This window comes from Lysobacter sp. DMC104 (genome assembly GCF_056313665.1).
The window spans coordinates 1-15,325 of record NZ_JBQUZW010000004.1 but is presented as its reverse complement, the minus strand read 5'-3'; the positions used below and the strand labels follow the sequence as shown (position 1 = coordinate 15,325).

Sequence of the window (15,325 nt, the reverse complement as noted above, 5' to 3'; positions counted from 1 at the left end):
CCTACCTCCACCCATTTGTTGAAGTGATTCCATCATAGTCAACAGAGACATCGATCCGACGAGCACCAGAAGCCCTCATCCTTTTCAAGTCCTGGATAAGGTCGGTACAGACTTCGATACACCCGCTCGTTTGCCCCTTCTTTGAGTCATGCAAATACATATCATGCCGACCAAAGGTCTTCGTGCCCGGATATGGGACAAGCCTACCTCTCCAAGTCCCCCATATCTGCTCGCCACCAGCAGGCACTCTCTCAATCCCACCTTGAGGACTAGGTGTCAACACATAGCCGCTGCCATATTTTCGCGTACCGGCCATACGATCCGGATTTGGCCCAAGGTCGATATAGTACTTCCCCTCAGGGGTCGGCCCCCAGTTTTGGATGTCCTGAGCAGCTGATGTCCTGTAGTCATATTTGATCGCCGCCGCGTACTTTCCTGAGCTTGCCTTGCACCGGCGTTTCACGGTCGTGAGGTTTCCGTAGTCACCAGCGTAGAGAACAATTTCCTGCCCCGTGTACTCAAGCCAATCGAGACCGAGGGGATCACGATTTCCCAACGCGTTTCCGCCAGCGTAGCCGTACGTGCTAACACCACCAGAAAGCCCAATCGGATCACTCTCCACGTACCGTCCCGTGGTCGGATCGTAGTCCCGGAAGTAGTTGTAGACCAATTCGCTCGCCGCATCGTACCGCTGGCCCGGGAAACGCATGTCGAGGGTGAGTGCGATGCCGTCGCCGTCGGGGTCTTCGTTCGGCGTGCCGTTGCCAAACGCTTCGCCGGCCAGATCCCAGCGCCACACCGCCACGTCGCGGTCCGGGTCGATCGCCACCCGTGGGCTGCCGAGGGCGTCGGGTTCAAGGTAGTACAGCTTCTGGTTCGTGCCAGCGCCGACCAGCAGGCCGACGGGCAGGTCGTCCAGCCAGATCGCCTGCTGGAGCGCGTTGCCGGCGGCGTCGTAGTCGCCGAGCCAGTGGCCGGCCTCGTCGTACATGGTGTGGACGGTCTGACCGCTGCCGCTGCGGTACACGCGCTCGCCCTTGGTGTTGTAGCGGTAGTCCATCGCGACGACGCCATCGCGCTTGACCTGCTTCAGTCGGCCGGCGTCGTCGTAGGCGAACTCGCGGACCATGGCCGGTACCAGTTTCGTCGGTGCGGCTGTCGACGCCTTGCCTGCTCGCTTGGCCGCACGCGCGATCTGCGCGCGCGCCTGCACCTGTGTGCGCCAGCTGCGGGCCTGCGTGTCCACGGCAAGCGCCGGGCGGTGGGCCACCAGCGCCGCGGTACCACCGATGCGGATCGTGTTGCCCGCCGCGTCGTAGGCCCGGTTCACGCTGCCCGCGCTGCTCAGGCGGTGCGTGCCCACGGCGTAGGCGAGGCTGCGCGTGGCACCGTTGGTGTCCGTCGTGCGGTCGCCGGTGGCGTTGTAGCCGTAGCCCTGCAGCAGCGCGTTGTTTGCACCGTCGCGGACCTCGGTCAGGCGATCCAGGCCGTCATACGTGTACTTGCGCTTCGGCGGATCGGCCTGGCTGGCGTTGCGCAGCGAATCCAGGTTGCCGGCCGCATCGAACCAGTAGCCTTCGTTCAGTCCGCCGGCGCGGTTGTCCTCGACGAACCCCGGCCGGCCGCTCGGCGTGCGCGAGCGGGTCAGCTTCCGGCCGTTGCCGTAGGTCCACCACCACGCGGAACCGAACGGATAGTGGACGGTGCCCGACAGCAGGGTCTTCGTCTGACCATTCGCCAGCGTCACCGTCAGGTCCGTCGCATCGCCGCGGCCGTTGCGGCCGATCCGCACCTGTGCGCCGTCCGGATAGGTCATCCCGAACACCAGCGCCGTCGGCGGCCGCGGGCGACCCGGCGCATCGGTGTCGTTGCGGATGCGTGGCGCATGGTCGTAGCGCACCGTGAAGCTGCGGCCCTGCGTCGTCTGCACCTTGCGCGTGAGGTTGCCGAAACGGTCGTAGCAGAACGCGGTGCCGTCGCTGCTGCCGACCGTCATCCGCGCGAGGCGGCCGACATGGAAGGTCTCCCCGGCCGGGCACTCGGCGGGCGCGGTGTCGTAGGTCAAGCCGAGGTTCCGGGTGCTGTCCGGATACGTCACCGAGGTCACGCGGTCGATCAGGTCGTAGCCGTAGGTCGCGGTGATGTTGCGGGCATCGATGCGGGTGGCCAGGCGGCCGGCCGCGTCGTAGGTCGACGTCGTGGTGCCGGTGTCGGGGCTGATCAGTTCAAGCAGGTCGCCGAAGCCGTTGTAGCGGTAGAAGGTATTCAGCTCGCCCGGGTCCGTGACCTGCACGACCCGATCCAACGCGTCGTACTGCACCTGGGTCCGCGCCGCGATGCCGCCGACGTTGCGGATCGTCGTGCGCAGCCGGCCCAGGGCGTCGTAGGTGTGGCTGGTGTCGCGCAGCAGCGGGTCGCGCTCGGAGGTCGCATTGCCGACGGCGTCGTAGCCGAAGGTGGTGCTATGGAGTTCACTGTCGGTGACGGCGTGAAGCCGCCCCAGCGTGTCGTAGACCCGCGAGAGCGTACGCAACACGGCGCCGCTGGCGGTCGTCGCGTCCTCACGCATGACATCGCCGGCCGCGTTCAACGTGAACGCCATGCGGTTGCCGTCGTTGTCGATCACCGCGGTCAGTCGTTGCAGCGGGTCGTACTCGAATACGGTCGCGCGGCCGTCCGGCAGCACCATGCGATGTACGGTGCCGCTGGGGTCGTACTCGATCCGGGTGATCTGGTCGTCGTACTCGGTGGAGGCATCGGCACCGCGCACTTTCTGGGCGAGGATGCGACCTCGACCGTCGTAGACCAGATCGGTCACGATGCCGTTCGCGTCCTTCGCCGACAGCACCCGCCCGGCGCCGTCGCTGGCGAGGATCTCGACGGTCTGGGTCAGGGCATTCGTGACCTTCCACAGATCACCCTTGCGATAAGGGCAACTCGTCGGCGCGGCGGTGCAGGTCGCAGCATCGGCCTGGCGGTAGGTGTAGGTCGTCGTGTCGTCACTGCCGGAGAGCGGACCATCCACCGTCTTGAGCAGGCCGATGGTCGGGCACGTTCCCGCGGCCACATCCGCCTGCACGCAGTAAGCCAGCGTGGTCGTGCGCAGGTCGCCCGTGACCGGATCGGTCTGCGTGATGGCGGTCATGCGGCCGCTGGCGTCGTAGCTCCACTGGGTCTTCGACTTCAGGACGCCAGCAGCATCACGTACCCGCACTTCGGTCAGGCGATTGAGCGTTGGATCGCGCACGAACTCGATCCGTCGCTGCTCGGGCTTGCCGACCGCTTCGATGACAGCGGAGCGGTAGCCATTCGTCGCGTCGTACTCGTAGTCGGTGAAGGTATTGAGGCGATCGGTGCTGCGTGTCAGGCGGCCCTGCGTATCGAAGGCCTGGCCGTCCTGTCCGCTCTGGCCCAGGCTGCTCACCGCAGTGACGCGTCGATACAGCCCCGGCTGGATCGTGTAGGTCTTCGTGTCGCCGGTGTCGGTCGCGACCGTGCTCTGCGTGTCGCTGTCGTAACTGACCGTGGTGACGTTGTCGGGGCTGCCGAACGCGCGGCTCTCGATCGCCCGGCCGCGCGCGTCGTACTTGAATGAGGCGTAACGATGGCCGTCCTCGGCGATGATGCCGGTCAGGTGGTGGCGCTGGCTGGGGTCACCGATCAGGCCCGCTTGGGCATAGCGGTACTCGCGCACGCGCTCGTCCGGATACACCACGCCGGTCAGGTTGCGCTCGGTGTCGTAGCCATAGGCCACGGCCGAACCATCGGGCAACACGATGCGCCTGAGCATCTTCCCGCTGTCGTACTCGAATCGCAGCACACGGCCCTGACCGTCGGTCGCGGTCGACAGCAGGCCGTTGGCATAGGCCAATGTCACATCGAGGCGCGGGTCGGCCGGCTGGCCGATCTTGAGGAGGACGCCGGTCGCGTCGAACTCACGATACTCGCCGTTCGGCGACTTCAGCAGCCAATGCCCGGAATCGCTGTCGACGAGCAGGAATCGGTCGACCGAGTTCTCGCCGCGGTAACGACCCGTCGACATGCGCACGAAGCTCTCGTAGGTGCCGCTTTCGTCGACCACACTGACGGTCGTGTCCGTGCTGGCGCCGAACACACGGTCATCGAACGTATGGCTCCAGCCGATGCCCGAGCCCGGATCGTTCCGGAACTCGTGGTAGGCATGGTAGTAGCGGGTGAAGATGTGGCCCGCGAAGTCGAAGTCCGGCTCCTGCCGCGCCTTGTCGCCGGTGGCTGGATAGCAGGGGAAGATGCTGGCCTTGCAACTGGCGACCTGCTGGACCGGACCGGTGATCGTGTAGGACTTGATGTCGTAATTGCACAGCACCGGCAGGGTCAGGTCGCCGTTGCCGTCGTTGGGCGTCTCATCGCTTAGCCCCGTGTAGCGGTACGGACAAGTGTAGGGTGCCTTCTTGAAGATCTTGAACTTCCTGATGCCCGATGAACCCGATTGGCACGTGTAATTCGTCTGGTACAGGTGATCGCCGTAGTCGACGGTCCCGCCACCGGTGCCCCCGGTGACGCTCCTGTAAGGCGTGGTCCGCGTGTCCTCGATCAGGACCGGCGCAGCGTAGGTGCAACTGGGATTGGCCGCGGCGTAGTAATCCATCATTTTCGACACGAGGTTGCCCTCGTCCGCACACCAGTTCGTCCACGGTGTTCCGGTGGCGGGTGTGCAGCCCTGCCCGCTGGTCGGGGGCGAACTCCCGACACCGGTCGCCATGTAGGCGGCGGCATACAGGGCAGAAGCCGGCTGATCCTTCACGGCGTAGGAATACGACGCCGTCTGGTTCGTGGCCATGCTCCCCAGGTCCGTCGTCTTCTGTTCGAGCAGTGCGCCGATGTCGGCGTTCGTCGGTGCCGAACGCATCTTCTGCTCGGCTTCGTCCAATGTGTTGCCACACAGGCCGCTGTAGCAGAACTGCGATGTCGCCTTGGGGACGACCTGTGCCATCGCGCCGACGGCGGCCACCACGGCGAGCTTCACCGTCAGGATGACGCCGAACCAGCGGCGGGCGATGGAACGGCCTCGGGGGGCCGTGGGGTTGCGATCTGCACTCATCGAATCTTCCTCGTCGAAGTGATGCATGGCAGGCCATACGAACGCGGCTGCCGGAGACAACGTGTCACGGGTGGAAACGGGTCTAACGCTGAACGGGCTGGTCCGCGAAATGTCGATGCCGACGGATGGCGAAGACCACGATTGCGACCAATACGACGATCGAAGCGATCCAGCTGAACGCGATCAACGCCACCGCAAGGCGAACAAAGAACTGCACGGACCTGACCCCTCATCGAAATTGAATGGACGGACATCCCGCCCGAGCAACCTTGCGCCTAGCGCGCGCCCATCCGCATGGCAGGCCCCTGCGCATCGTCGAAGCCCTGCGCCTGCGTGCGCGCCATGTCCTGGTCCTGCCCCTGCTGGCGCATCTGCATCGCAGACTGGGCCACGGACGAGGATTGCTCGACCGACTGCGACAACGCCTGTTCGACGTGTACCGCGATCCGGCGATGGCCGGGGTCGTCGAGTGCGCCCTGCACGACGAACACGGTCTCCGGGCGTCCGGTCTGCGGATCGATCCTGTTGCTGGGCACCACGTGATCCACGCCGGTGAAGTTCCAGCCCGGCGTGGATACCGCCTGCGCCACGACCGCGGCGCCGAGCGTCTCGCGCGCTCGCTCGCTCAGGCCCGCCATGCCCGGCGCGGCGTCCGCCTTCTCCATCGCGCGCTGCGACTGGAGGTAGAGCCCGTGCGCGGGGTGCGTGGACGCCGTCATCCCCGGTGCGGTGTGTGCCTCACGCGCGGGCTCGACGGCATCGCGTTCGTCGTCGCGTTCCGGCTTGCTCGCGCCTGCGGCGAACATGGGCGCAGCGGGCGAGAACAGCGGGACAGCACCGTCCGGGCGCGCTTCCCGGTGTGTTGCAACGACCTCGTGCGCCGGCGGCGGCACGGTGCGTTCGAAGGCATCCCGCGTCGGTTCCGGGGATGGCGTGGCGACAGGCTCCGCATGCTCGACCGGCGCGCGCTGCAGGCTCGGCGCGCGCGCGACCGCTGTCTGTGTGTCTGGGTCTGCGATGCCGGTCGCCGGCAGATCATGGGCGGCCTGGAACTGGCGCACGGCGTGTTCGGTCTCGGGACCGTAGTGACCGTCCTGCGGCAGCGGTTCGCCCTCCGGGCCGCGATAGCCCTGCCGATCGAGTCGGAATTGCAGCAGTTCGACCTGATCGCCACGCGTGCCCGGGCGCAAGGCGTCGTCAGGTGCCGAAGTGTCGACGCGCGGCGCGGTGGACACCGCGGGCGTCCGTGGTTCCGGTTCGGGGGAGAGAACCGGCACCACGTCTGGCGCGCGCGCCGACGCTTCGGCAATGGGAGAAGGCGTGTCCAATGCATCGACGGGTTCGCGTGCGACGCCATCGTCCCGCCGCCGGCCCGTGACCTGGATCGTCTCCAATGCCGCCGTCTCCGGCTGCGACAGCCCCTGCCGGTTCGCTTCGCGCATCGTCTGGACGTGTGCGTCGCGCTCCTGTTCGGTGGCGCGCTCGATGCGCTGGTCGGGCGCTTCCGGCACTGGCACCTCGAGGTGCCGCGTGCGCACCTCGGCCAACGCCTGACGGATGTCCTCGCTGCTCGTCACCGCGGCGATGTGGTCGACGCCCTCGCGGTCGCGTTGCAGATGCACGATTGGGCTGTCCGCCCCGATCCGGCCATCAGGCCCGGGCTTGAGCTGCACCGAGCCCGGGCCCGACAGTGCGTTCTCCGTGCGCGTGCGCTGCATCGCCAGATCGATCGCCTCGCGCCACTCCGGCTGAAGCTCCGTCCCGGCGACCCGGTAGCGGTACATCAGTTCCTCGTGCTGCGTCGCTTCCGTGGTCTTCGGGCCGTGCGGCAGCGCCGTCGAGATCTCCTCCGCATGCTGCTGGAGGTTGGCCTGGAGCAATACCCGCGAGGCGTTCAACTCCAGCCGCAGCGCACCTTCCGCATGATCGTTGCCCGGAAGCGCCGTCCGGTGAATCCAGTCCCCGTCCGGCTGGTGCTCGTAGAGCTTGCCGTCCGATGCGATCAGGCGGTCGTGGTCGGTCAGCGCCGTCCGCACCGCCTCCGGCATCGGACCGAACTTCTCCCAGCCGTACTGCGCGTAGGCCGCCTCGTAGCGGGCGGCGATGCCGGCAGGGCCGTTCACCACGTTCGCCTGCATCACCTCCAGCGAGGCGCGGGACAGCGATGCCGCGCGCTCCGGGCTCGCCGTCTCGACCTCGACGATGTCCAGGTCGTTGCGATCCGCACCGACCACCACGCGGCGATGCCATTGCCCGCCATCCGCATCGAAGGTCCATGGCGCGGGCTTGAGGCTGCCACGGTCGTGTTCGTCGGCAGGCAGGCGGAACGGATTGGCCGGTGGTTCGGCCTCGCCCAGCGCCAGCGCCGTGGCGGTGTTCGTGGCGCGGTAGTTCAGTTCGCGCGCCTTGTCGTAGCTCGCGACCACGGCCGTTCGCGCCGGGTTGTCGGTAGCATCGAGCGTGGCATCGACCAGTCCCTGCCGTTCCCATGCGCGGCCGTTGAAGGCCCACGGCACGCCCGTGGCATCGGACTGGTGGAAGATCGCGTGGTTGTCCTGCAACTTGGCGAGTCGATCGCCGACCGAACTGCCGGCCACGGCACCGGTGGCGATGAAGACCATCGCGCCGGGACCAGTCTCCCAGCCCATCGCCGCACCCGCGACCGCGCCGCCAGCCCAACCGCCCATGCCGCGCGCGCCGTAGTGCGCCAGCACCGACTTCGCTGCCTCCGGGTTGTCCAACGTCAGCTGCGCCGCCGCCCGATCGCCGGCGGCAGCCGCTTCGACCACGCTCAGCACGCCGCCGGCCGCGGCGACGCCGAAGGTCACCTTCATCGGCAGCGGCATCGGCGGCTGGTAGGCGTGCAGTTCGACGTTGGGCGAGTCCATCACGCGGGCGAGCATGGCCTCGCCGGCGGGCATCGCAGGCTCCGGCGCCAGCGGGCTGCGCACGACGGTGCGTCCGTGCGACACGCCGCGTAGCAGCGACTCGTCGACTGGCTCCGGTGCCTGCTTGGCCACGGTGACGACTTGGCCGGGCACGGCAAGATGCGAGTGATCCGGAACGAGTTGAGTGATTTCGCCCTGCGGCGTGTCGCGGCCGATCTTGGGAAAGTGCCGGAACAGCACGCTGCCTTCGGTGGAATGGTGGATCACGTTCATCCGCGGGTCCTGCGTCTCGTGCAGGCGCTGGAACAGCGGCTCGCTCGACAGGGCGTTGCGGTAGTCGGTCATCAGGTTGAGGCTGCGATCCCCCAGTCCACCGCGCAGGTAGCTGCCACCGATGTCCGAGTGCACGCCGGACACGGTCACGCTCAGGAAGCGCCCATCCTCCGACAGACCGTCGGGCAGGATGCGATCGACCGGGAACAGGCCGCGACGCTCGTCAGCGGCGTTGATCTGGAAGCCCGACACCACCGACGGCGGCAGGCGCCGGTCGAAGACTTCCATGTACCCGGTCGGCACCGGGTCGTACAGGCCGACCGCCATCGGCGTCATGCCGGGCGACTGGAGATAGCGTGTATAGGATTTTGTGGGATGCCCCAGTTCATCCACGCTATCGATGACACTGTCCTTCGCCGGGATACCACGTTCGTGGATCATCCGGGCGACGAGCGGCACTTCACTGGCGCCGCGGCTGAAGCCCTCCAAATAGATGCTCAGTCGAGCATGGGGATCGGCCTCGAAGATATCCTGCGCCTTGGTGACTAGCTTCGCGTACATCTCCTCCGCTCGCTCAAGGCTGGTGCGACCCGTGGCACCATCAATGTTCTTCGCAATGGTGTTGGTTTGTGTACCTGGGCCGGGGGAGTATTCAACGTGAACCCCCTCAACGCCGGCATCATACAAATCCCTTGCCTGCGCCTTGAGCTTGGCGACATTGGTTGCGTGGAGTGGATCTTGATCGACATCGTTGCCCGTTCCATCCAGCAATCCGACCAGAAGATGGGAGTGGGGGTCGTTGCGGTCGAGCAGGGTCGGCGTCTGGAACCGGTACAGTCGATCGGCCGCAGCCTCATAGCGGTGCACCTGATCCGGTGTCGCCAGCGTGTGCGGCACGTCGTCGGTCGGCAGACCGTCTTCGCCTAGCCGCACGACTTCCTTCTTTCCGCTGCCTCCCATCCATCACCCCTTCGGTCAGTACGTCTTCGTCCAGGCAAGGATCAAGTCATTGCGCCATGCGCTGTTCGGGTTGCTGGGGTCCGCCAATTCTTTCTGCACGATGCGCCCCCGCATGTAGATGTTGATCGTCCGGTCGTTGACTTCGAGCAGGATGTCGACCGATCTTGCGGATGGGTCGTTCTCCCACCCCGGCTTGATCTCCTCCCGCGCCACGTTGTGCAGGACGAGGCGATCGGGAAAGATGTCCTTGAGGTCAATTTCGGCGTGCCGTGCAACGCCGTCCAACGCCGTCCAACGCACATCAGCAGGTGGAGGGAATACCTCGCTGGCCATCACGATGTGATCCGCATACCACTTGTCTTTCCAATCAGGGGAACGTGGCTCACCGGATGGCCCATCTTGTACTCTGTCGGACAACTCCTGCGTTCCCTGGAAAACAACACGGCATTTCAGCGTGTTGTAGCAGCGCGCGCCGAAGCTGAAACTATCGAACCGTATTGGCCACGGTTCTTGCGGTGCTTTCTTCTTGAACAGCTTGCCCAGAATGAACATTTCGGCGCCCTCGGGATCGGTGGGGATGTCGTCGATTGCACGCGACACCGGGAATGATGCGGTGCCCGGCGACGCCGCGGCAACGACCGCGAGTTCGCGCTTCGGCAGCACCGGCTTGCGCTTCGCGATCACCGGCAAGCCATTCAACGGCAGCAGGCCGAGTTCCTCCCGCGTCCGAGCATTGATCATGTCCAGCTCACGCAGCAATTGCTGATCGTGTAGTCGATCCCCCGGACCCGCATCGCCCATCCTGATTTCTACCATCGCCCTGTCTCACCCCTTGATCCGCCACTCCGTCGCGCCCTCAGCACCACAGGAACACCACGGCGCCAAGCAGCCATCGCGCCAGCCAAAGCACAACGTCTGCCACCCGCTCGATCCGCGCGCGTTCCCGCTCGTCCCCCTGCCTGCGGCGCCGCAATCAAGCCGCCCTCCCGGGCCGCTCGTGGGATTCGCGCCAGATCCGCCAGTAGATTTCTTCGCGATGCACCGGCACCTCGCGCGGGGCGTCGATGCTGATCCGGACCTGCTGCCCGCGACGCATGCGCAACGTGCCGCCGTAGCGGTCCTCGCCGAACCGGACGAACACCGCATCGCCGATCCGCAGGGACTCGCCGGCTAGCAGTGCGGCCACGTAGCAACGTTTGCGGCGTTGCCGGTGACGCAGGGCGATGAGTGGCTGACCTTCGTCATCGACGACCGACAGGTCGCCTGGCGCGGCAATCGCCACCGTGTAGTGATTGCCCGCCTTCCCACGGATCGTCAGGCGCACGCTGTCGCCGATGCGGATGCTCTCACCCACGCGGCGGGTCAGGACCAGCATGGCAGCCTCCCGATGTCCGTCGCGCGCGCCGGTTTCGATACGCGGCGACGCGGTGGTGGCGTCCGCACGATGCGCAGCACCTTGGGCGGATCGATGCACAGGCGGATGTCCCGCAGCGGCTGCGCACCGTCGATCCGCAGGCACACGGCCTGCACGGCGATCGTCGTCGGGCCGATGGTGAAGGTGTCCGCATCACGCAGCGCGAGGACATGCGCGACGCGCCCGACACCGGAAGGCGCGCTCGCGTGGAAGCCGCCCACGCCGCCGAGGTCATGGCGCACCGACGCATCGAGGTAGACGTACAGAACGTCGTCGATGCGGCCGGTCAGGTGCAGGCGCGTGTCCCGGCCGATCGTGATGGATTCGAGCAGGGTGCAGTCGAGGATGGGCATCAGGCGCTCCTCGCGTGCTGGTATGCGGCGCAGCCGGTGGTCGGCGACCACGTAGGCAGTGATGCCGTGGCGCGGGCGACCCCGCGCCGGACGCCCGCAGGCGGGACGTACTCGGGCGGCGGCATGGGGAACCGGTTGCCGACACCCACGTGCAGGCTGTCCAGGCAGTCCGCGGCCAGTTCGATCACCTCGCCCGGGAGCCAGATGCGGACCTCGTACTGGCCGAACTCGAAGCGTCGGCACCCGTACAGCGAAAAGAGGTAGCTCCAGACGCCGGCGCGGCCGGAGACGGGATGGATGGCCTCGCCGCCGAGCGTGAGGCAGGTTCCCGACGGTGCCCACGCCCCGAAGGCGATCCGCTCCCCCTGCCGAGCGTGGATCGTGATCCCGGCCTTTTCTCCGAGTCGGAGGCTTCCTCCAACTTGGCACGTGACGACTTGCATCCTGCTCTCCTTATGGGGCGGCCGGGGCAATGCTTCTCCCCGGCAAAGGGGGTGTTACAAAAATAAGTAGCATTGCTATTATTTGATTGTCAACTTTTTCCGTAGTACGTTTGACCCCCGACCCAAGAGCCACTCCTGTGATGGACAAGTTCACCCGCGCTTTCGCCGAGGCGATGGAAGCGACACGGACCCGCAACAGTGAGGTCGCCAAACGTGCCGGCGTGGTCGATGCCTACGTATCGCAGTGGCGCAACGGACGCCGCCCGATCCCGGCAGGGCGCGCGCCGATCGTCGCGGAGATGCTGGGCGTACCGCCGGAACGCATCAGCGAACCGTATGCGCGGCTATTGCTGTCGGGTTGCATTCCGCGCGACGGGATCGGGTCGGGCACCGTGCCGAACGGCCATCTCGCGGTGGACCGCCTGCATTCCTTCGATTACGGCGATGGCCCAGGCTTCATCCTGCTGCCGGAATTCCTGGTGCGTCAGAAGATCGGCATGACGCCGCTGGACGAAGTGCGCTGGACCTTCCAGCCCAACGACGCGATGGTGCCGCTCATTCCTGCACGCACCGTGGTCCTGATCGATGTCCGCACCCTGACGCTCGACCGGGTCGTCGACGGCGGGATCTATGCCTTCACACTGTTCGGGCGGCCGCACATCCGGCGCATCCTGATTCGTCGCGAAGGTTGGGTGCTGTGCATGCAGGACACCGACAGGGATCGCATCCTGGTCGAAGATCCGGCGACGACCCAACTCGCGCTGCGCGGAGCGGTCGTCGGCTGGCTGTAGCGCCGCGCGCCCCACTCAGGGGCACGCCGTTGACAATGAAGCCTAGCCCCCGTAAGACGGGGGCGACGGCGGGTTATTGACCGAAACAGGGGCAGGCATGGACGCTCGGGCGTGGAAAACAGTCGGCAAAGGCGTGGCGATAGCAGCAGCCTATTGCGCTACATTTCTGGTCCTGTGGCAGCACTCGTACGACCAGTGGTATCTCCCTGCCGGATTGCGCATTGCGAGCTTGCTGCTGTTGCCTATGCGCTACTGGCCTTATGTGTTCGCGGGTGATGCAGTCGCCCTGCTCGAACTTCGCGCGCCCAAAGCCGAGCAATACAGTCCGCAGTGGGCCTATCTCAGCCCGTTCTTGTTGGTGACGGCGATATCCGTTGTTCCGTTCTATATCCGGAAGAAATTGATCAAAGATCAATTCATCCTGAAGAGATTGCCCCTAATAGCTGCAGTCGCAAGCATCTGGTCAGTGATCGCAGGAAGAATCATCAACATCGCCTTGGATGGCCCGACGCCGCCATTCACAGCCGAACGATTCATTGGCTTCGGCGTTGGCGGCTATCTTGGCATCCTCATGGTCATGCTGCCCTGTCTGCTGTGGCAGCAACGCCATGAATGGCGCAATACGCACCGCCAAATCTCTCAGACTCTTGCGGTTTCGCTCCTGATGGTCTTGACTCTCTACGGATCGGCGATGATTCCCATTGAAGCGGGATCAGCAATTCGCCTCATGCCGTTGATATTCATGCTGTTACCGTTGACATACATGACCATCTTGCATGGATGGCACGGCGCAGCAATCGGAACACTGCTGATCAATTTCGCAATCGCGCTTGCACTTCCGAGCATACCCATGATCGGAAGCTCTGACTCGATTGTATTGATAGCACAAACCGCGTTGGCCGCAGTCTCCGCCGCACTTTTGGCGATGGGCGTTCGCATCTCCAATTTGCATAGCCGATCTGGCGACTATTTGCGCGACGAAATTCTCATCATGCGCATGCAACAGCATTATGCAGACCACGAAGCGAAGACTATGGGCGCCGTCCGCGCAATGTTCCAGTCTTTCGAACGCAGATTCCGCGAGAAAGCACTACTGCTCGCCTATGCACGCGACGATCTGGACGCCTATCGCAATGCAGTCGCGCAGACGCTCAAGGACGAAGGGCTTTATCGCCAAGCGATGGATGCCATGTCCTCCGGTGTGGAGTCCGCGAGGGCATTGGCGCGACACAGCGAACTGCTCTATCCCTTCGAGATCGAAACCTACGGCCTGTATGCCGTGCTGACCTCGGAGTCCTTCGCCGAGCGGTGGAAGGGCCGCGCCCGCCTCCGACTGGTCTTGATTGGACGCTCTCCCAGTAGACTCAGTGTTCCACTGCAACTGGCCGCCTATCGTGCGATTTGCAGTGCGATGGATGTGCTCGCAATGATGGCGCCGACCGAGGTCACGATCCAGACCCGGGGCTGGTACCGGCGCGGACATCGGGGCATCACGATCTTCGTGGACTGCATCCCGACAGCCGAGTTCGTCCGCATGCCAGAAATCGAGTCAGCGCTACAGGAACTGGAAGTGCTGGCGCGAGCGTATGGCGGCGCCAGCAAGCACCGCCAAACGCACCGGATCGGCATCCTGCTTTCCGAGCCAGAACAAAGCGCCTAGTTCGCCGTGTTCAACGCGCGCACCCACCAGTATTGCGTCGCCCCGCTTTCGATCAACATCACCTCGACCTCTTTCGAGCGCAACAGCACCCGGGCGTTCCCAGGCGGCAAGGCATCCCCGGGCAACAGGACACGATCCGCATCACGACCGATCGGCAGCACCCATTGCACATCGCCGATCCTGCCCACCGCCGCGCGCACACCACCGGCGCTGTCGTTGATCTGCGTGTAACGGATACCGCCACGCTCGAATTCGTAGACCCTCCATGCGGGATCAGCCGCAAGATCCAGCGCAGGTGGAAGCGTCTCACCAAGCCCCTGGCTAGCCTTTGGCGCTCCGTTGTCATCAGAAGGGCAACAGGCCCAAGCCATCGAGGGAAGCAGCATCACCATCGCCAGCGTCGTGCCGCGTAGGGCGGTCAATCGCACGTCGTACACGTTCATCGCATTCTCCTTGGATTCCTTGAAGTGTTCGGCACGCCACCAACCGCAACACGCCGCGGCAACGGGCATCGACGTGGGAGAAGGGACGGCGAATCGAGGCTACGCGACGCAGATTGAAGCAGGCAGTGCGGAGGGGCGCAGCGATGCGATAGCGGGGCTACATGAGATGGCGTGCACATCGGCTTGTGGCACGGAAGTTTCAATGACGGCCCGCCCGATAGACCAGATCACCCATCCGGTCGGCGCGATACGGTCAGTGCGTCAGGATACGCACGCAGGAGCGAAGCACCTGATCAGAGGTATTGCTGGAAATGGGACTTAGGGCCAGTAGTGAATTCTTGCGCCGCATCCGTCTGTATTTGTCCGATATCACAGTTCGCCGTGCCCCATCCCGGTGTCTTCTGCAACCCGCTCGTAGGGCACGGTCATAGGCCACCCCATGCTCCGCCCGCTGGCTGTACGCCGCCCGCGCTGGCAGCGACCGCCGGAGGGTCTGTCCAGCCATCGGTTTCTCGGGGCGCCCGGGTCAAAGACGCCGATCCTCCGACGCACTTCCAACGCTGTCATGGCGCCGCCCGACCGCTGCGCGTCTCCGCCGAGATGAGGTGGGGGGATCAGTCCCATCTACATGGTGGGATACCGTGGCGCGACGAACACGAAGACCCCCGGCATGGGGTTCCATGCTGGGGCGTATGCTGTACTCGGGTTGCCATCGGCAGTGGCATGCCGACCAGAGCGTCGTCAGGCGCCGTGCTGATCGCCTGTAGTCACTTATCCCTTCCGGGACTCACTGCCGCGGGCCACTGGGTTTGGCGTCAAGGCCGCGAAGCGTTGACCATCCATGCCCACGCGGACGTCATCACCCGAGCTTCTTGCGATAGGAGGTCGTCGCGGCACGGAAACCCGCCGGCACCGGTAAGCCGTCGGCGGGCGCAAGTTCGATTGACCTGAGACGAATCATGTAGCCGCCCGGGAGGTGAGTTCTCTACCCTCGACAGACCAAGGAGAACTCATGAAGAA

General features: G+C 65.1%; 9 protein-coding genes. 2 read left to right on the top strand and 7 right to left on the bottom strand.

Annotation, left to right across the window (positions count from 1 at the left end):
- Nucleotide 1: 1 nt before the first annotated feature.
- The 6 genes from ACT53R_RS06970 to ACT53R_RS06945 all read right to left on the bottom strand — a co-directional run bounded on the left by ACT53R_RS06970 (nt 2) and on the right by ACT53R_RS06945 (nt 11,411).
- Nucleotides 2–5,107, bottom strand: coding sequence for an RHS repeat-associated core domain-containing protein (locus ACT53R_RS06970; protein WP_476171138.1), 5,106 nt, complete (start codon nt 5,105–5,107; stop codon nt 2–4).
- Between the two features lie 248 nt (nt 5,108–5,355).
- Nucleotides 5,356–9,201 carry a phospholipase effector Tle1 domain-containing protein gene (locus tag ACT53R_RS06965; RefSeq protein ID WP_476171137.1) on the bottom strand — a complete coding sequence of 1,282 codons (3,846 nt, stop codon included), beginning with the start codon at nt 9,199–9,201 and terminating at the stop codon, nt 5,356–5,358.
- Between the two features lie 15 nt (nt 9,202–9,216).
- Nucleotides 9,217–9,960: a hypothetical protein gene (locus ACT53R_RS06960; RefSeq protein WP_476171136.1), complete on the bottom strand. Its 744-nt coding sequence runs from the start codon at nt 9,958–9,960 to the stop codon at nt 9,217–9,219.
- Nucleotides 9,961–10,174: 214 nt separating this feature from the next.
- A complete protein-coding gene (locus ACT53R_RS06955; protein ID WP_476171135.1) occupies nt 10,175–10,576 on the bottom strand; it encodes a carbon storage regulator in 402 nt (133 codons plus the stop codon).
- The gene (locus ACT53R_RS06950) at nt 10,564–10,968 is read right to left on the bottom strand and encodes a hypothetical protein (RefSeq protein ID WP_476171134.1); all 405 of its coding nucleotides are present in this window, start codon (nt 10,966–10,968) and stop codon (nt 10,564–10,566) included. The genes ACT53R_RS06955 and ACT53R_RS06950 overlap by 13 nt, the downstream gene beginning before the upstream one ends.
- Nucleotides 10,968–11,411: a hypothetical protein gene (locus tag ACT53R_RS06945; protein WP_476171133.1), complete on the bottom strand. Its 444-nt coding sequence runs from the start codon at nt 11,409–11,411 to the stop codon at nt 10,968–10,970. The genes ACT53R_RS06950 and ACT53R_RS06945 overlap by 1 nt, the downstream gene beginning before the upstream one ends.
- Before the next feature lie 140 nt (nt 11,412–11,551).
- On the opposite strand from ACT53R_RS06945, the gene ACT53R_RS06940 reads away from it, so the two are divergent.
- Together ACT53R_RS06940 and ACT53R_RS06935 are read left to right on the top strand one after the other, a co-directional pair.
- Nucleotides 11,552–12,202 carry a hypothetical protein gene (locus ACT53R_RS06940; protein WP_476171132.1) on the top strand — a complete coding sequence of 217 codons (651 nt, stop codon included), beginning with the start codon at nt 11,552–11,554 and terminating at the stop codon, nt 12,200–12,202.
- Between the two features lie 97 nt (nt 12,203–12,299).
- A complete protein-coding gene (locus tag ACT53R_RS06935; protein WP_476171131.1) occupies nt 12,300–13,862 on the top strand; it encodes an MASE1 domain-containing protein in 1,563 nt (520 codons plus the stop codon).
- Here the strand turns inward: ACT53R_RS06935 and ACT53R_RS06930 are convergent.
- Nucleotides 13,859–14,305, bottom strand: a complete 447-nt coding sequence (locus ACT53R_RS06930; protein WP_476171130.1) for a hypothetical protein — start codon at nt 14,303–14,305, stop codon at nt 13,859–13,861. The two genes, ACT53R_RS06935 and ACT53R_RS06930, sit on opposite strands and share 4 nt — an antisense overlap.
- Nucleotides 14,306–15,325: the final 1,020 nt, after the last annotated feature.

Coding starts and splice junctions, on each gene's coding strand:
- ACT53R_RS06970 (WP_476171138.1), bottom strand. CDS start 5,107: ATGCATCACTTCGACGAGGAAGATTCGATGAGTGCAGATCGCAACCCC.
- ACT53R_RS06965 (WP_476171137.1), bottom strand. CDS start 9,201: ATGGGAGGCAGCGGAAAGAAGGAAGTCGTGCGGCTAGGCGAAGACGGT.
- ACT53R_RS06955 (WP_476171135.1), bottom strand. CDS start 10,576: ATGCTGGTCCTGACCCGCCGCGTGGGTGAGAGCATCCGCATCGGCGAC.
- ACT53R_RS06950 (WP_476171134.1), bottom strand. CDS start 10,968: ATGCCCATCCTCGACTGCACCCTGCTCGAATCCATCACGATCGGCCGG.
- ACT53R_RS06945 (WP_476171133.1), bottom strand. CDS start 11,411: ATGCAAGTCGTCACGTGCCAAGTTGGAGGAAGCCTCCGACTCGGAGAA.
- ACT53R_RS06940 (WP_476171132.1), top strand. CDS start 11,552: ATGGACAAGTTCACCCGCGCTTTCGCCGAGGCGATGGAAGCGACACGG.
- ACT53R_RS06935 (WP_476171131.1), top strand. CDS start 12,300: ATGGACGCTCGGGCGTGGAAAACAGTCGGCAAAGGCGTGGCGATAGCA.
- ACT53R_RS06930 (WP_476171130.1), bottom strand. CDS start 14,305: ATGAACGTGTACGACGTGCGATTGACCGCCCTACGCGGCACGACGCTG.